Source organism: Candidatus Poribacteria bacterium, assembly GCA_028820845.1.
Taxonomy (GTDB): domain Bacteria; phylum Poribacteria; class WGA-4E; order WGA-4E; family WGA-3G; genus WGA-3G.
This window is the reverse complement of the sequence record JAPPII010000114.1, coordinates 41,164-57,917: the sequence shown is the minus strand read 5'-3', so window position 1 is coordinate 57,917 and position 16,754 is coordinate 41,164. Positions and strand designations below refer to the sequence as shown.

Annotated in this window: 15 protein-coding genes and 1 riboswitch; of the genes, 11 read left to right on the top strand and 4 right to left on the bottom strand. The window is 47.5% G+C overall.

Going from position 1 to position 16,754, the window contains the following annotated elements; translation table 11 throughout:
- The first annotated feature begins 143 nt into the window (after positions 1-143).
- A complete protein-coding gene (locus tag OXN25_20695) occupies positions 144-605 on the top strand; it encodes a ferritin-like domain-containing protein (GenBank protein MDE0427279.1) in 462 nt (153 codons plus the stop codon).
- A gap of 85 nt (positions 606-690) precedes the next feature.
- On the opposite strand, the gene OXN25_20690 is transcribed toward OXN25_20695, so the two are convergent.
- The 3 genes from OXN25_20690 to OXN25_20680 are packed head-to-tail and all read right to left on the bottom strand — an operon-like array spanning position 691 to position 4,292.
- Positions 691-1,863, bottom strand: a complete 1,173-nt coding sequence (locus OXN25_20690) for an ABC transporter permease (protein MDE0427278.1) — start codon at positions 1,861-1,863, stop codon at positions 691-693.
- A 12-nt stretch (positions 1,864-1,875) separates the two neighbouring features.
- Complete coding sequence (gene xylF, locus OXN25_20685; protein MDE0427277.1) at positions 1,876-2,985, bottom strand: D-xylose ABC transporter substrate-binding protein; 1,110 nt, start codon at positions 2,983-2,985, stop codon at positions 1,876-1,878.
- 20 nt (positions 2,986-3,005) lie between these two features.
- Positions 3,006-4,292 (bottom strand): hypothetical protein, encoded by a 1,287-nt coding sequence (locus OXN25_20680; protein MDE0427276.1) that lies wholly within the window; start codon positions 4,290-4,292, stop codon positions 3,006-3,008.
- 255 nt (positions 4,293-4,547) lie between these two features.
- On the opposite strand from OXN25_20680, the gene OXN25_20675 reads away from it, so the two are divergent.
- The 8 genes from OXN25_20675 to OXN25_20640 all read left to right on the top strand — a co-directional run bounded on the left by OXN25_20675 (position 4,548) and on the right by OXN25_20640 (position 12,698).
- Positions 4,548-5,606 (top strand): TAXI family TRAP transporter solute-binding subunit, encoded by a 1,059-nt coding sequence (locus OXN25_20675; protein MDE0427275.1) that lies wholly within the window; start codon positions 4,548-4,550, stop codon positions 5,604-5,606.
- Between the two features lie 100 nt (positions 5,607-5,706).
- Entirely contained in the window at positions 5,707-6,846 is a 1,140-nt protein-coding gene (gene thiO / locus OXN25_20670; GenBank protein MDE0427274.1) for a glycine oxidase ThiO, read from the top strand.
- A 112-nt stretch (positions 6,847-6,958) separates the two neighbouring features.
- Positions 6,959-7,059: riboswitch (TPP riboswitch) on the top strand.
- A gap of 193 nt (positions 7,060-7,252) precedes the next feature.
- Complete coding sequence (locus OXN25_20665) at positions 7,253-8,014, top strand: ABC transporter permease (protein ID MDE0427273.1); 762 nt, start codon at positions 7,253-7,255, stop codon at positions 8,012-8,014.
- 35 nt (positions 8,015-8,049) lie between these two features.
- Complete coding sequence (locus tag OXN25_20660) at positions 8,050-9,036, top strand: ABC transporter substrate-binding protein (protein MDE0427272.1); 987 nt, start codon at positions 8,050-8,052, stop codon at positions 9,034-9,036.
- A 20-nt stretch (positions 9,037-9,056) separates the two neighbouring features.
- Entirely contained in the window at positions 9,057-10,193 is a 1,137-nt protein-coding gene (gene thiO, locus OXN25_20655) for a glycine oxidase ThiO (GenBank protein MDE0427271.1), read from the top strand.
- A 38-nt stretch (positions 10,194-10,231) separates the two neighbouring features.
- Positions 10,232-10,438: a sulfur carrier protein ThiS gene (thiS, locus tag OXN25_20650; GenBank protein MDE0427270.1), complete on the top strand. Its 207-nt coding sequence runs from the start codon at positions 10,232-10,234 to the stop codon at positions 10,436-10,438.
- Between the two features lie 165 nt (positions 10,439-10,603).
- Positions 10,604-11,374, top strand: a complete 771-nt coding sequence (locus OXN25_20645) for a thiazole synthase (GenBank protein ID MDE0427269.1) — start codon at positions 10,604-10,606, stop codon at positions 11,372-11,374.
- Between the two features lie 109 nt (positions 11,375-11,483).
- Complete coding sequence (locus tag OXN25_20640) at positions 11,484-12,698, top strand: hypothetical protein (GenBank protein ID MDE0427268.1); 1,215 nt, start codon at positions 11,484-11,486, stop codon at positions 12,696-12,698.
- A 41-nt stretch (positions 12,699-12,739) separates the two neighbouring features.
- Here OXN25_20640 and OXN25_20635 read toward each other — a convergent pair whose 3' ends face one another.
- A complete protein-coding gene (locus OXN25_20635) occupies positions 12,740-14,272 on the bottom strand; it encodes a hypothetical protein (GenBank protein MDE0427267.1) in 1,533 nt (510 codons plus the stop codon).
- A gap of 129 nt (positions 14,273-14,401) precedes the next feature.
- Between OXN25_20635 and glnT the strand changes: the two genes are divergently transcribed.
- Both glnT and OXN25_20625 read left to right on the top strand, forming a co-directional pair.
- Positions 14,402-15,736 (top strand): type III glutamate--ammonia ligase, encoded by a 1,335-nt coding sequence (gene glnT / locus OXN25_20630; protein ID MDE0427266.1) that lies wholly within the window; start codon positions 14,402-14,404, stop codon positions 15,734-15,736.
- Between the two features lie 16 nt (positions 15,737-15,752).
- Positions 15,753-16,700, top strand: a complete 948-nt coding sequence (locus tag OXN25_20625; protein ID MDE0427265.1) for a formylglycine-generating enzyme family protein — start codon at positions 15,753-15,755, stop codon at positions 16,698-16,700.
- Positions 16,701-16,754 lie beyond the last annotated feature (54 nt).

Below are 16,754 nucleotides of genomic sequence, written 5' to 3'. Positions count from 1 at the left end.
GAGGAATCACGCGGTGCTCCGTTTAAAATCCACTAATACATATATTTCTGCGACAGCAGGAAAAAGGTTGAAATCCCATTCTAAGGTACGGTACACTAATAGAACATACCAAATAATGCAATCATCTATAAAAGGAGAAAACAATGGAAAACGGAAGAAGAGACGCAATCATCAAAGAACTGACTCGCGCTTATTGGATGGAGTTAGAAACAACGCTTAATTATCTGGCGATTTCTGTTGATCTGGACGGTATCCGTGCCGAAGAGATTAAGACATCCTTGGCAGAGGACATCCAGACGGAAATTACACACGCGCAGGAACTTGCCGCCCGCATTAAGGAGATTGACGGACGGGTTCCCGGCTCATTCGCCTTTAAACCGGAACAGGCATCACTCCAACCGCCGGAAGATTCAACCGATGTCGTCGCAACAATTCACGGGGTCATTGAAGCGGAAGACGCTGCAATCGAACAATACAATAAGATTATTCGCCTCTGTGATGGGATAGATTACGTCACGCAAGACCTCTGCATCAAACTCCTCGCCGATGAAGAAAAGCACCGTCGGGAGTTCAGAGGATTCCTCAAGGAATATGAGAAAGAGTAATCTTACCAAAAACAGTCTGAAAACGATAAACAACGGGTAGAAATGCCCGTTGTTTGTTTTTAAGCGGACGGAAAAAATTGGTTGTCTACTCCGTTCGCAGTCTCGGATCCAAGGCATCACGCACAGCATCGCCGAATAGATTCACCGGTAACACCAACCCAAACATGAAGACAAACGCTGCAGCAAGATTCCACCAGACAATCGGATCACGGGCGAGTTCCAAACGCGCCGTGTTAATCATATTCCCCCAACTTCCCATTGTCGGATCAACACCGATTTGGAGATAACTCAGCACCGCTTCCGCCAGCACGAATCTGCTAAACCCTAAGATAGAGGTGATTAGCACGATATGCATAAGGTTCGGAACGAGATGTTTGAGAATAATGAATCCACGGTGCACACCGAAGGCTTCAGCGGCTTGCACGTATTCTAATTCTCGGAGTTTCAAAGTCTCGCCGCGCAAGATACGACACAACCCCGTCCAACCGCTGATTCCCATGATGAGGCAGAGATTGAACAACCCTTGTCCGAAAAGGAGCATGAAGGCAACAATAAGAAGGATAGAGGGGATCGAATCAAGTGTGGCGTAGATATACTGAACGGCATCATCTATCCAGCCACCAAAGTAGCCAGCAATAACACCAAAAAATATGGCGAAAGGCACAAGAAGCAAGGTGGTAAATCCGCCGATGATGAGTCCGGTTCGGATGCCTTTTAAGGCACGATAGAAGACATCGCTACCGACTTTGTCGGTGCCCAAAAGGTGTGTGCGTGGATACGCGAGCGGCGGATACTCGCGAGCTGTTTGTCCATCAGGGGTCTGAACGGTACTTTTGGCATATAGGTGCGTTGCTAAGGGTGCGGAATAGGTTTTCTCGGTCCGCTCTCGAAGCGGCGTGCAAAGTCTATCAAGGAGACTGAGAGACCTCGGTCTGTAAACAACCCGCCTGCTTTCGCTGCGTGTCAGAACACCTTCTTGGTTAAACAGAGGATCCCGCCAGGAGATACTATCCAAGCCCCCGATGAGAAGATATCCCAAAAGAATAAAGAAGCAGACAATGGCAATCCGATTTCCGCGAATTTGCCGAACAGCATTCCGCCAATACTCCTGTCGAGAGGCGTAGCGAAGGAGCCATCCTATAATGACCCCCAAGATAATAATGACGATGTTCTGATACGCATCAGAGTGCCACACCCACCCGAGTCGGTCCCCAATGCCGATGTCTCCAGTATCTATTCCAAATAAAAAAATAGGCATTTCGACTGACAACTATTCCTGATAAACGGCTTGGCGTGTGTGAAATCCGTCTTTAATGACGACTTCATCAAGGTTCATTTTGTCAACTTGGATAGGCGTAAGTAGGATTGATGGCACGTCAATTTTGCCGTTATTAACGGTCTGCGTGGCTTCAGCGATTGTTTCACCCTTTGCGAGTGCAACGGCAGCCTGCGCCGCTTTGGTTGCGATGAGATGAATCGGTTTATAAACCGTCATTGTTTGTGTGCCTTTGACAATCCGCTGACACGCAGCGAGTTCCGCATCCTGTCCAGAAACGAGGACACTCCCCGCCAAGTTTTGTCCTTCAAGTGCTTGGATGACACCACCCGCAGTCCCATCATTAGAAGCGACAACAGCGTCTATCTGATTGTTTGTCTGCGTTAAGACCTGTTCCGCCTTCTTGAGTGCGTCGCGTGGATCCCAATTGACTGCCCAATGTTGACCATCTGCCACTAATCGGATGTCGCCACTATCAATTGCAGCTTGCAAAGCACGCATCTGACCTTTCCGCAGGAGTTGGGCATTATTGTCCGTCGGTGCCCCACCGAGTAGGAAATAGTCACCCTCCGGTTTCTGACGCAGCAGATATTCGGCTTGCAAATACCCGACTTTCTCGTTGTCAAAAGAAATATAAAGATCGGGTGAACTCTCACGAATCAAGCGGTCGTAGGCAATCACCTTGATCCCTTCTGCATGTGCGGCTTGGACAATTTGGGCGGCAGCAACACTGTCCTTGGGAATGACGACGAGGACATCCACACCTTGTGTAATCATGTTCTCTGCCTGTTCATTTTGTCGCCGTTCATCGCCATCAGCAGATTGAACAATAACTTCAGCACCGAGTTTTTCTGCTTCGGCTATGAAGATATCCCTATCCTTTTGCCATCGCTCTACCCGTAAGGAATCCATGGATAAACCGATTTTAATCTTTTTGTCCACCGCATCTGAAGAAGGCGTGCCGGTAGAATCCGCTGTGTCGCTTTTCCTTTGCGTATTCGGAGTATCGCATCCGAATAGTACTACGAGACCCACTGCCAAAAAGCAGAAGAGCAATGTGGCTTTTACACAAATCTTGCTGTAAAAAGTTGAGAGCTGTATCATATAGCACTCCTTTAGAGAATCTATTTCTCTTCTTCAGCCGCATCTGCTTCAGGATCGGATTGTGCAGACGCGTCAGCATCAGCGGTAATTTCGCGAACAACGTCGCCGATTTTGAGATCTTCCGTCATTTCAACGACACGGAATATGGAAATCTTATCATTCAGGATTTCAGAAACCGCCACAACTGCTACCTGTTTTTCGAGGTAGGTGAGGATTTCACCAGTATCAAGGTCGCGCACGGGTTTGCCTCTGGTATAGACAGCAAATTCTTGGTTAATAGCGATATCTCTGTTAGACCCAATACTGATATAAATTTTATCAAGGTTCTCGTTATCTACATATTGGATTTTCCCTTTGATAGGTCCATCGACTATTTTTCCTGCTGCTTTCTCAGCAGTTTCCTGTGCTTTTTTCGGGGTTTCAGTTTTCGACTCCCAAGGCGTAATGAAATTGGGTCCGACGTTATCACGAAGTGCTAACACGACTTTGATGAGCGCTTGATTCGTTACCATACCGAAAAGCGTCCTGTCGTATTCGGCACTCGCAAATTGGATTTGATTCAACTCCGTTGGTTTGACAATCGGCCGCGGATTTGCCCGTTGCGTGTCTGGTGTCTGACCAAATGTGAGGTTCGTGCCTTCTTCCGTCACACTCGCTTCAAGGGAAGCGATCTTTGTACCAGCATACGAATGGTCGCCACTGGTAGAAATGCGAGGTTCAGCGACTACACTGCCGGAAGCATTATAAAATTTCATATTCAGTTCAACCGTGACACGATGGAAAGAACCGCGTAAAATGACAGGCGCCATATAACTGGCACTGGCACTGCCTCGCTGTGCTTCACGTCCACCCTCCCGTAGGGTCCGAGAAGCGTTAGCCCTTAAACGCTCTTGGTTAAACCTTCGGATATCTCCCATTACAAGCACATCTGCCTTTAAACGCTTCGCCAGTTCAGCACGTTGCGCCTGATCCAACTTCCTTAAGATCGGCCGCGAGAGTTCCATAAATCCCATGGCATCTAAGAGTTCATCCTCACTCACCGGTTCATATACGGTCGTTTCAACTAACTTCCGATTAAGCATTTTGGGGAACCCCGCCCCCAAATCCCACCGTTTCTTCGTGCCAAACATACTCCCAATGAAGCCCGGCACACAACCACATCCAGTAGGTGAATCAAACCGACTGTGGTCCTCAAAATAGATTACAGCAATACGTTTTTTCGTCGTCGCGTCACTAACAGCAATAGGACCGATAATGAAGCACAGACTGAATCCGACCAGTAACAGATGCGCACAGAAACGTCTCATTGTTCTTTGTCGCCTCCTTTTTTCTTTGTCCAACTCTTAAAGTTTAACAGTTTCGTAGACATTTATCAAGCAAATTTATGCTTCTCGTAATCACATCAGAAAACTCTTGAAAGATGAGAAAATATCTGGTATTCTTATAGTCATCAGTTATCGGTTAAGAGTCTCTTGCGGCAGTTGCGAATTCTGTAAACACTACAAATATCTCTGGACTGACAACTGATAACTATGTAATATACAAACGCAAAAGGAAATCTTATGTTTACAAAAGGTAGATTTGCATATCATAACGAACTTCATCTATTCATATCTGTCGCGTTGGCTGTGTTGGTCGTTTTTTACGGGTGCAGCGACAAGCAATCGAGTGAAAAAGCCGCAACAAGGGATGCATCTTCGCAAAAGAGGGAATGGATCTCGATTATGGGGGGTGTCATTGGTGGTAGTTTTTCACAATTTGCGGGCGGTGTTAGTCACGTTCTGAGCCACAAAGAGCCACACATAAAAATATCTGTTGAAGCCTCAGCGGGATCCATTGAAAATACGCGGCGCGTAAACGAAGATGCAGAAGGACTCGGTGTCGTTTTTGCCTCTGAAGCGTATCTCGGTTATCATGGAGAAGAAATTTTCGCAGAAGAAGGACCGAAAACCAATATCCGGATGGTGACGCTGCTCTTTATCGCCTATGATCAATTTTCAACACTGGCAAACAGCGATGTACATGAATTTGAGGACATTGTTGGTAAAAAAATCGCATCTGGAGCGAGTGGGTCCGGGACAGCTCAGACGTTAGAACGGTTGTCGAAACTGGCAGGTATCTGGGGCGAGTTCACGCCGATTTACAAAGGTGGCACCGCCGCTGCGGAGGCACTCCAAGATGGACAGGTAGATGGATTCCAGTGGCTTGTCAGCGTCCCGAACAGTGCTGTTATCCAACTGACGACGATTAAATCCATCCGTATGATAGATCTCGACACACCTGCGAAAAAGCACGGTTTCTACGAAAAGTACCCGTTTTATCTCTCTGGTTCTCTGCCGGAGGGTGCTTATGAAGGTAAGGTTGAATCGGTGAAGACGATTCTGATGCCGACAGTCCTCATCTCAAACAAAGCAGTAAGCGAGGAGACAATCTACGCACTTCTGAAGCATATTTACTCATCAGAGGGTCATCAGGCGATGCTCCAAACAAACCAAGCTGCTGCTGACATGACGATCGAGAATGCACCGAAGGCGTTTGTCATTCCGCTTCACCACGGTGCCTATAAATTCTGGAGCGAACAGGGCGTGGAAATCACGGCACACGCGATGCCGGTGGATTAACAAAAAATTGTTGTGTCTCCAAAATTCGCGCATCAAAAATTGATTTTCAAAACAGTCAAAGGAAAAAATTGATTCATCAATCTATCAGAAGAGACGAATAATGAAAAATAAGAAGATTCTTATCATTGGTGGCGGTGTGATTGGACTTGGTATCGGGTGGCAGCTGGCGAAAGCGGGTGCCGCTGTCACCATTCATGAGCGCGGACAAGCCGGGCGCGGTGCCTCTTGGGCAGCCGCCGGTATGCTCGGCCCAATTGCTGAAGCACATATCGACGAACTCGACCTCCTCAAACTTAGCAATCAAAGTTTAGCACGCTACCCGGAATGGGTCGATGAGTTAGAGACAGAAACAGAAATGTCAATCGGTTACCGCGCAGAAGGTACGCTCATTATAGGAATTGAACCTGATGATGCCTATCAACTCCGGCATGCTTATGACTTACAACAAGATTTAGGGTTGAATGTCGAGTGGTTGAGTGGACAAGAAGCACGTGAAATTGAAGGGGCACTCTCACCTTATGTGACTGCAGCTATTCGTTGTGAAACTGATCATCAAGTTGATAACCGACTGATGGCTCAGGCACTCCAGCGTGCCTATCAGGGGCGCGGCGGCGTGTTGCATCAAAATAGTCCTGTTGAAAGAATTGTCATAGAAAACGGAACTGCAACGGGTATTCAAACACAAGACGGTTTTCAAGGCGCAGATGTGTGTATTCTCGCCGCAGGATGTTGGTCTGGGCAGATCAGCGGGTTACCAGATACGAGTATCCCTCCCGTGCGTCCCGTGAAGGGACAGATGTTGGCGTTGCAAATGCGGGAGGACATTATGATCAAAAACGTCATCCGTACCGTCAAGGCGAGGTATCCGATGCCGGTATATTTAGTGCCGAGAACTGATGGTAGACTTATCGTCGGTGCAACAACCGAGGAGATGGGGTTTGACACGGATCTGACCGTTGGCGGTATATATGAACTCCTCCACGGGGCGTGTGAGGCTGTGCCGGATATTTATGAACTGCCACTTATCGAAACGTGGACAGGGTTACGTCCCGGTAGCAGCGACAACGCTCCCATACTCGGTAAAACACCTGTCGAGAATCTAATATACGCAACAGGACACTATCGCAACGGCATCTTACTCACACCCATCACAGCTTATGAGATTTCCAAACTGATTCTGACGGGTGAGACTTCAGAGACAATCGCCCCGTTTCACCTGGACAGATTTTCAAAGGAATAGGGTCTAACGAGCAAATTGTGGAAATTCCGGTGCCTGCGATGCCCACAGATTAAGAAAAAACTGTTCCTGCTTCAAAATTTGCTTTAAAAATGGAGAATATGCTATAATTATTAACAACATTATGGGGTGCTCTTATGTGCTTAAGAGCTGAGAAAACACCCTTTGAACCTGATCTGGATCATACCAGCGTAGGGAAATATGTTAGGCTGTCAGCCATCAGCCATCGGAAACCGCCAGTAGAACGTGTGGCAATTTCAAACGCCTTTATTGCCACAAACGGGGCCCTGAAAACCGAAGACTGAAAGCCGAAAGCCATCAAAACATAGAACCGCTTCCTTTTTCGCAGGGGTATGTTCCCTACACCGAAAATAGAAGACGGTTTTTTTATGTTAAGGAGCAGATACGTATGTTCGGCAGATTTGTAATTCCCGTGGCTATCCTACTCGCAGTATTAGGAATATGGGAAGCTGCCGTGCATCTTTTCGCTATACCGCGTTATATCCTACCAGCACCCTCGAAAATTGTGGTGACGCTCTTTGTGGAGCACGCACAATTGCTGAAACATACGTTCGTGACGCTCCAAGAGATGCTGCTCGGTTTTGTTCTCGCTGTCAGCATTGGCATTCCGTTAGCCATCTTGATGTTTGAGTTTCCAATGCTGGAGAAAGCCTTCTATCCCTATGTCATCGGTTCACAAACCGTCCCAGTGTTTGCTATCGCCCCGCTGTTAGTGCTGTGGTTCGGTTTCGGGATTGCTTCAAAAGTAGCCATGGCAGCACTAATTGTGTTTTTCGCAATCGTTTTGAATACTTTAGACGGCTTGAAGTCCACCGATCCCGATACGGTAAACCTGTTTAGGATTCTACGAGCGACGCGGTGGCAGATACTCTGGAAGGTGCGCATCCCGTCGGCACTGCCGTTCATTTTCTCAGGTGCGAAGATAGGTATCTCCATCTCGACAATCGGCGCGGTTATCGGTGAATGGGTCGGAGCAAAGGCAGGGCTTGGATATCTGATGTTATACGCCAATGGAAGACTCCAAGTTTCACTCGTATTCGCTGCTATTTTCTGTTTAACGCTTTTAGGTTTAAGTCTTTTTGGATTAATGACGCTGCTGGAGCGGTACGCAATGCCGTGGCGGCAGCATAACAAAGCAAACGTCCGATAGGTACATCGGACAATCAACAAGAGAGGAAAATTCTCATGAAGACAGCAATTTGCTTAATCTTTCTTATCGGTTGTGCTATACTTCTAACAGGACAAATGGATAACTACGCAGACAGCCACGAAAAAGGCGAAATAGCGAAGGTGACACTGCTTCTCGACTGGTTCCCTAACGTAGATCACGCCCCGCTTTATGTTGCACAAGAGAACAAAATCTTCGCCAAACACGGGTTGGAAGTTGAACTTCTTTGGGGTGGGGACCCAGACGCACCGCTCAAACTGGTGGCAGCCGGGGAATATCCGTTTGCTGTGAGTTACCAACAGAGCGTCACAATTGCGCGAGCCAGTGAAGAAGTTTTGCCAGTTAAATCCATCGGTCTCCTTGTGGAACATCCGCTCAACACGATTAGTTTCCTGAAAAAGACCGGCATTAAAACGCCTGCAGACTTCAAAGGAAAAAAAATCGGATATACCGTCGCACCCTTGGACGTGCTTCTGTTTAACGCCATCGCTGCGAATGCTGGATTAGCAGAAGATGATTATGAATTGATAAACGTAGGCACGAATATTTTGGCACCTCTCCTCAGCGGTCAAATAGATGCTGTGATTGGACCCTTTCGGAATTACGAGATTAACCTATTGAAACTTGAGGGGGCAGAAGCCGATTATTTCGCACTTGAGAAACACGGTATTCCCGACTATTATGAATTAGTAATTATTACTAACGACACTTATTTGGAAAACCATCCAGAAACGGCTAAAAAGCTAATGATGGCGATTGAGGAAGCAATCGGATTTACAAAGGAAAACCCCGATGATGCACTTCAACTCTTTTTTCAGGCAAACCCTGATGCCACGAAAGCGTTAGAAGAACTGGCATTTCGAGATACACTGGACGTATTCGCAACGACGCAGGTGCAATCTGCGGAAAAGTGGGATGCGTTCGCGAAATTCGCTTATGAAAAAGGGTTAATCTCCAAAACCGTTGAAGCGAAAGATTGCTTCATCAACGTATTGGAAGAATAAAGGTTTTTCGTGCTGAATTAATGGCAAATAAGAAAATTATCATCATTGGTGGCGGTGTGATTGGACTCAGCATTGGATGGCAGCTTGCGAAAGCGGGTGCAGCCGTCACTATCTACGAGCGTGCGCAAGCCGGGCGTGCCGCCTCTTGGGCAGCTGCCGGTATGCTTGCGCCACTCGCTGAGGCACATAGCGAAGAACCAGAACTGCTCAAACTCGGTTCCCAAAGTTTAGCATGCTATGCACAATGGGTTGATGAGTTAGAGGCAGATGCGAAGATGCCCATCGGCTATCGAGTGGAAGGCACCCTTATTGTCGGATTGGAATCCGACGATACGCACCAACTTCGGCATCTTTACACTTCACAACAGGAATTAGGACTGGATGTTGAGTGGTTGAATGGTCGAGCAGCACGTGAAATTGAATCTGCGCTTTCACCCCGCGTGACCGCAGCCATTCGCTGCGCAACCGACCATCAAGTCGATAACAGATTGATGGTCCAAGCACTCCAGCGCGCCTACCAGACCCACGATGGCGTGTTGTACGAAAACAGCACCATCGAAAGAATTGTCATAGAAAATGGAGCTGCAACGGGTGTGCAAACACAAAACGGTTTTCATGAAGCGGAGGTGCTTATTCTCGCAGCGGGATGTTGGTCTGCCCAGATTGAAGGATTACCGGATAGGGTCATCCCGCCGGTGCGTCCTGTGAAAGGGCAGATGTTAGCACTACAAATGGAAGAAGGCATCACGGTCAAAAACGTCATCCGCATTGTCAGGGCGAGGTATCCGACATCCGTATATCTGGTGCCGAGAAGCGATGGCAGGCTTATTGTCGGTGCGACGAGTGAGGAGATGGGGTTTGATACGCGTTTAACGGCTGGTGGTGTGTTTGAACTTCTCCGCGGGGCATGGGAAGCGGTACCGGGGATTTATGAACTCCCACTCCTCGAAACATGGAGCGGCCTACGTCCCGGCAGTAGAGACAATGCCCCTATACTCGGTAAAACGCCTATTGAGAATCTGATATACGCAACTGGACACTACCGAAACGGTATTTTACTCACACCCATTACGGCTTACGAGATTGCCAAACTGATTCTGACGGGTGAGACTTCAGAGACAATCGCCCCGTTTCAGTTAAACCGGTTTTTAAAGTAGTAGGCACACGCTGTGTGTCGTAAACACACTTAAAAAAAATGAAGATACTTGTTAATGGCGAAGAAAAAACGGTTAATCCGAATTTAAATATTCACGACCTACTCATCGCCTTAGAACTGAATCCAACACAGGCGGGTATCGCTGTCGCTGTGAATCGGGAGGTTATTCCAAAAACAAAATGGCAGGCGACAGAGCTCCGCGAGGATAGCGATGTGGAGATTATCCGTGCTGTCCAAGGCGGATAAACACGGCTACAAAGCACACTGATAGGAGAATTGATGCCAAAATATTTGATAAAGACACCTTGAGGCTGCTATACTAATTGAAAACAGATCGGCGACAACTATAGGCAAAACACTATGAACAGCCAAGAGGTACGTTGGATTCAACGCGCAAATAATAGAGAAAACATGCAAGAATTCAAAATCGCAGATCAGACTTATGCATCAAGACTCCTTATCGGAACGGCAGGGTATCCGAACTTTCATATAATGACGGAGTCCATTGCGGCGAGTGGTGCCGAAATTGCGACGGTGTCAATGCGGCGTGTGAAATTTACGGAGACATCGGGTGAAAATCTGTTCGCTCTTCTACGTGAACGGGACATGACGATTCTGCCAAACACCGCTGGCTGTTTCACAGCGAAAGACGCAATTTTGACAGCAAACCTCGCGAGAGAGGCACTTGAGACATCGCTCATCAAACTCGAAGTTATCGGGGATGAGGAGACACTCTTTCCTGATGTAGAGCAGCTCCTCAACGCAGCGGAAACGCTTGTCAAAGACGGTTTCACTGTGCTACCGTATTGTAACGACGATCCGATTACCTGTAAGAAATTAGAAGATCTTGGATGTGCTGCAGTGATGCCGTTAGGGGCACCGATCGGCTCAGGGATGGGGATACGTAACCCGTATAATATCCAGATTATCCGCGATCTTGTGCAGGTGCCACTGATTGTGGACGCGGGGGTTGGGACGGCATCAGATGCAGCAATAGCAATGGAGTTAGGGTGCGACGGCGTTCTGCTCAATACAGCGGTAGCAAAAGCACACCGTCCTGTACTGATGGCGGAGGCGATGAAAAAAGCGGTTGAAGCCGGGAGAGCGGCGTTTCTGGCAGGGCGTATCCCTCGGAAACTCTACGCCACTGCCTCAAGTCCACAAGACGGGATGATTGAATAATCGACTCGCCCAGAGAAAATAGACCTCTATACCCTTGAATCTCATAAACTCTCCAAACTTAATATAGGAGGGATTACTCAATGGTCAATCTCAAATGAACATTATAAAAATGAAAGACAATAGTTGGGCATGCCTGCTCATTCTTACACAACTCACAGGCATCGTATTCTTATTCAATACACAAAGTGCCTTCGCGCAACTTCAGACTGAATTCGGACAGAGTTTATTAGAAGAACCCGAAAGGTCTGAGACTCACCCCGCAGAACTAACAATCAGCTCCCACTTCTCTAATACATTCAACAATCACATCGAATTGGGTTTAAGCGTAGATCCATACACCAGCAGCTTGGCAGGAGAAGATGACCCGCAGCTTGTGGGCATAATCAATCGTTTCGGCGTTGACTTGAACGGAGATTTACCGGTCGCTGATAAACTCAGACTCAGACTGCAATATATCCCCCAAGTTGAAAATTATACCGGTGCAGAGGGAAAACTCGACGAATTCGACGCGTTCAGCGATGTTCTTTTAACTGAACTGAGTTTCCGACCGCTTGAAAGCCTACCGCCACTTGTGGCTTCACATCGTCTGCAACGTTTCGTGCGGACCTCCAATGTCTATAACAATACCGAACGACAACTCGGTCTACGCTTCGGACGCGTCTTAGAATATAACTTAAGATTACACCGATTTGACGATGACGAGTCGCTCAGAGAGGATTTCCTACTCATCGGCTCCAACAGCCAAAACATAACGGGACGTTTGCAATTCGGGTTTCTCGAACAGCTGCTCGGTAAAATTGAATACACGATAGAGAACAGCAGTTACGAAACCAACCTAAACAACCTCATCTTAGGCATCACAGGACTTGAAGATAATGAACGCCGAAACGATTGGCGGCACATCGGTGCCGCGAAACTGATACAGGTAGCAACTGAAGGGCTTATGTTTCAGGAAGAGGTGAATCTATTTCTGAATCGTTCCAGCGTTGACTTTTTTAGCTTCGCCAGTACAGAAGTTGCGGCGAGTTCATTTTATCGACTGGATACCGGACGGTGGGTCCGGCTTCGACTCTCCAGACTCTGGGTGCAGTTTGAAGGTAGACAGATTCTGGATGAAACTGGCGGTATTCCAGAAATCCCCGAAGATCGTCGAGATACACAGATAGCGGCAAATGTCCAGCTGAACTGGCAGCTCAAGCCATATCTAACACTCAACGCCGATTATCAGGTTACCCAAAACCGCACGAACGAAGCGGATCCGCTGCTCGATTTTTTGAATTATACACACACCATTGCGACCTTGACGCTTAAGGGAGAGTATTGAAGTGGTCTGTGGGTATCCGCTATCTCCGATTTCGCGCCCTATTATCGCTTCCCGCTATAAAGCCGCAACCTGCCTTCCGATGCAATCAATGTATAACACGTCTCAATCGCCTCAGCAACGATAGGTGTGTCGGGAGTATCCCACAGCAAGAGATAATCCACGTTGTCAGCATAAGCGCAGAGATCTATCCTTTCTGGTTCCCAGTGGACGGTTTGGACCCACTCTTTCTCGTCTAACGGTCTCTCAAACTCGGCGTTGAAACGCACAGGGAAATAGTCAAACTGTATCTCATAGTTGCCGAGATTGATACACCCGTTGTCAAGACAGTAGTAGTTGGCGGCGTTGACAAAGATGCCTACGCGTTCGGAGCTGCCTCTCGGATCAAAGTGGAGCGGAAGGATGATCTTGTTCTTTCCAACCCGTTGCACAAAAGCGTTAAACTGATGTATCTCGGCGTTGAGATTTTTGAAGACAATGCCAACATAAACAATGTTAACCAACACCAAAAGTCCGACAGCCGCCGTGAACACACGTCTCCACTGAATCTTATCAAATTCACGAAACCATGCGAATATGGTAAGCGCGGCTAAAATAGCGAGCCTGTCATTGACCCAACCGCCGGGACCAATAGAATTTGGTAGGATAAAATAGAGTCCGAGAAGCACAACAGTGAGGCAGAGAAACGCTGTCTGTCCAGCAGATGCTGCTGCTTTTCCTCTCCTATTTTGCCAGATTGTCACAACAACGAGGAACAGTAAGAAGGCGGATACAAGCGCGGAGAGCCAACTTGGAGGTTCAGCGTAAGCGACAAGCATATACATACCGATTAGGTTAGCGAACAGTTCTCCGAACCGGCTGAGTCCAAACTCAAGTGGTGCCCCTGCCAACAGATCAGAAGTAGGGAGGTAGACGAGAAGTAGCGCGGCAGCAGGGAGGAGATAGCAACCTGTAATGAGAATCCGTTTGAAGTCGTGCCTGAAATGAAATAGTGCCAGTAAAGCGATAGAGAATAAGATGAAGGCGTAAGAGATGAGGTGTGCGAAATAGGTAACAACGATGAGCAGATTGAGTAAAACGATACGCGTTCTGTTCATCTGCGCCTTGTGTTTCCACCAATAACCGAGTGCAAGCAGAAAGAGCGGCACACTGACGGCAAAGTTGTAGAAGCCCATGAGAAAAAGGTAATTGTAGATAAAGGTAAAACTTAGGATGACGAGGGTGTGCCGCCCGCGCTGGACAGCATTGAGGAAATAAGAGACAGCAAGCGGAAAGAGGATAACATAGAGACTCAGAAAGATTTTCTCGGCGATGAGCGGTGGAAACACGAACATTAACACCGCCAATGAAAAGTGTGAGAGCCAATTCGGAAAAGGATACCAGTTAATCTCGTAATAATCTCGGAATTGATATTCAGGGTTGTTGTATTCGGTCAAGATTTGGGAATTATAGACGTGACTTACGCCATCTTGTGTCGGAAAATAGGGGAACAGCCAGATCGGTAGCAAGTAAATAAGAATCAAAGCACCCATCAAAATTGACCATTTTGTGTAGAAGCGAGAGAAGAATGTCATCATTTTGCTTTTCCACAAACTCCTTGAAATTTTCAGGACTTCAGTTATAATGGTATCATATTTTCGCATTTTGTAGTTATCATTTTTATCACAGTCAGCGATCAGCAACACGAATCGTTGGAGAAGAATTTTATGACTATAGACCAAGTTAAACGTTTAGTCGAAGAGAAAGGTATTGAGTTTTTCATCTGCTCTTTCGTAGAGATGAGCGGTGCCCCCAAGGCGAAGGTCATCCCAGCAACACATCTTGAGGATATGGCGGCAGAGGGTGCGGGTTTCGGCGGCTTTGCTGCAGGTGAGATAGGGCAATACCCGCACGATCCAGAAATGGCAAGCATCCCCGATTTTAATTCGTTCACAATCGTGCCGTGGCGGAAAAATTTAGCATGGGTCGCGGGGGATATGTATGTCGAAGGACAATCGTGGCACTACTGTCCAAGGACTATTCTGGGACAGCAATTAGAAAAGACACGAGAAATGGGTTACACCTTCAATGTCGGTATCGAGGCGGAATTCATGCTTTTGAAGCAGGACGAAGCAGGGCACTATGCCCCATGGGATAAACTCGATACGCTGGACAAACCGTGTTACGATCTAAGGGCGTTGCATCGCAATCTTGACATGATGACCACCCTCATCAAATATATGCAAGAATTGGAGTGGGAACCCTACGCGAACGACCATGAAGACGGGACGTGTCAGTTCGAGACGAACTGGACGTATGCGGACGCACTCACGACAGCAGATCGACATACTTTCTTTAAGTGGATGGTCAAAACAATCGCTGAAGAACGCGGGTTATTGGCAACGTTTATGCCGAAACCGTTCACGAATCTGACGGGTAATGGCGCACACTTTCACATGAGTCTTTGGGATACTGATAATCAGACGAATCTGTTTCTTGACGAGAACGATAAAAACGGCTTGTCCGAGATCGCTTACTATTTCACGGGGGGTATCCTCAAACACGCGAAGGCGATAACAGCGGTCACGAATCCACTTGTGAATAGCTATAAACGCTTGGTTCGGAGACCCCCGCGTTCGGGTTCATCATGGGCACCGGTTTATGTTACCTACGGTGCAAACAATCGGACGCAAATGATTCGGATCCCAACACCGGGACGTATTGAAAACCGATTAAGTGATGGGGCAGCGAATCCTTACCTCGCAGCGACGGTGATGCTCGCCGCGGGTCTCGACGGCATCGAAAACCAGGTTGATCCGGGTGTACAAAACGAGGACAATCTTTATGAGGTGCCAGAAGATGAACTGGAAAATCGAGGCATCGGCTCTCTACCAGCAACTCTCAGTCATGCTGTAGACGCTCTTGAAGAAGACGAAATTATTAAAAACGCACTCGGAAATGAGTACGCTGACTACTATATCCAAGTCAAACGTGAGGAATGGCGGAATTATCACTTGAGTGTTAGTCAGTGGGAAACCGATAACTATTTGGAGGTTTATTAGCGAGCTTTTTACATCTATGAAAAATTTATTTATACCTTTAGGATTAATATTTGCCTGCCTGTTCTCTGTTTATATACTGAGTTGCGGTCCGCGTGAAGACGACGCGGAAACGACACCAATAGAACCCATCATTACAGAATCATCTGTATCAACTGAACCATCTGAACCATCCGCTGAACCCGAACCTGCAATTATTCCTGAACCGATCATTCCAGATGGAATGGTGCTCATTCCAGAAGGCGAGTTTCAGATGGGGAGCAACGACGGCGATAACGACGAACAACCGGTGCATACGGTTCATCTCAACGCGTTTTACATAGACGCAAACGAGGTAACGAATGCTGAGTTCAAGGATTTCGTGCTTGCGAACCCGGCGTGGCAAAAAGATCTTATTGACGGCAGATTCGCCGATGGTAATTATCTGAACGACTGGAATGGAAACAACCATCCGCTTGGAGAAAGCGATCATCCTGTGCGTTATGTGAGTTGGTACGCTGCGGTGGCTTACGCAGTTTGGGTAGACAAACGTTTACCGACTGAAGCGGAATGGGAAAAAGCATCGCGTGGGGGATTAAAAAGGAAGCAGTATCCGTGGGGGAATGGCATTAATTTCAACAGGGCAAACTACGGCAAAAATCTCGGTCAGACAACCCCTATTGGTGAGTATCCGTCCAATGACTACGGTGTATTCGACATCGCTGGAAACGTCTGGGAATGGTGTCTCGACGGCTATGAGGTCGATTTCTATGCTAATTCCCCACGTCGGAATCCGACCGCAGGGGCGAATAACGTTGAGGAGATTGTTAACGATTTCGAGAACATTATAGATTTTAGGGTTCTACGGGGTGGTGGATGGAACAGCGAACCTGAATGGTTGCGTGCCTCAAACCGTCACGGCACGAGTCCAACGTATGCCGGTATCGGTGCGTTGGGATTCCGTTGTGCAAAGTCCATATCGCCTTAAGACGCAACCCATGGAGTGTAGCGCAAACTTTTAGTTTGCGCCCTCTCTCTCATT

Coding starts and splice junctions, on each gene's coding strand:
- OXN25_20695 (MDE0427279.1), top strand. CDS start 144: ATGGAAAACGGAAGAAGAGACGCAATCATCAAAGAACTGACTCGCGCT.
- OXN25_20690 (MDE0427278.1), bottom strand. CDS start 1,863: ATGCCTATTTTTTTATTTGGAATAGATACTGGAGACATCGGCATTGGG.
- xylF (MDE0427277.1), bottom strand. CDS start 2,985: ATGATACAGCTCTCAACTTTTTACAGCAAGATTTGTGTAAAAGCCACA.
- OXN25_20680 (MDE0427276.1), bottom strand. CDS start 4,292: ATGAGACGTTTCTGTGCGCATCTGTTACTGGTCGGATTCAGTCTGTGC.
- OXN25_20675 (MDE0427275.1), top strand. CDS start 4,548: ATGTTTACAAAAGGTAGATTTGCATATCATAACGAACTTCATCTATTC.
- thiO (MDE0427274.1), top strand. CDS start 5,707: ATGAAAAATAAGAAGATTCTTATCATTGGTGGCGGTGTGATTGGACTT.
- OXN25_20665 (MDE0427273.1), top strand. CDS start 7,253: ATGTTCGGCAGATTTGTAATTCCCGTGGCTATCCTACTCGCAGTATTA.
- OXN25_20660 (MDE0427272.1), top strand. CDS start 8,050: ATGAAGACAGCAATTTGCTTAATCTTTCTTATCGGTTGTGCTATACTT.
- thiO (MDE0427271.1), top strand. CDS start 9,057: ATGGCAAATAAGAAAATTATCATCATTGGTGGCGGTGTGATTGGACTC.
- thiS (MDE0427270.1), top strand. CDS start 10,232: ATGAAGATACTTGTTAATGGCGAAGAAAAAACGGTTAATCCGAATTTA.
- OXN25_20645 (MDE0427269.1), top strand. CDS start 10,604: ATGCAAGAATTCAAAATCGCAGATCAGACTTATGCATCAAGACTCCTT.
- OXN25_20640 (MDE0427268.1), top strand. CDS start 11,484: ATGAAAGACAATAGTTGGGCATGCCTGCTCATTCTTACACAACTCACA.
- OXN25_20635 (MDE0427267.1), bottom strand. CDS start 14,272: ATGATGACATTCTTCTCTCGCTTCTACACAAAATGGTCAATTTTGATG.
- glnT (MDE0427266.1), top strand. CDS start 14,402: ATGACTATAGACCAAGTTAAACGTTTAGTCGAAGAGAAAGGTATTGAG.
- OXN25_20625 (MDE0427265.1), top strand. CDS start 15,753: ATGAAAAATTTATTTATACCTTTAGGATTAATATTTGCCTGCCTGTTC.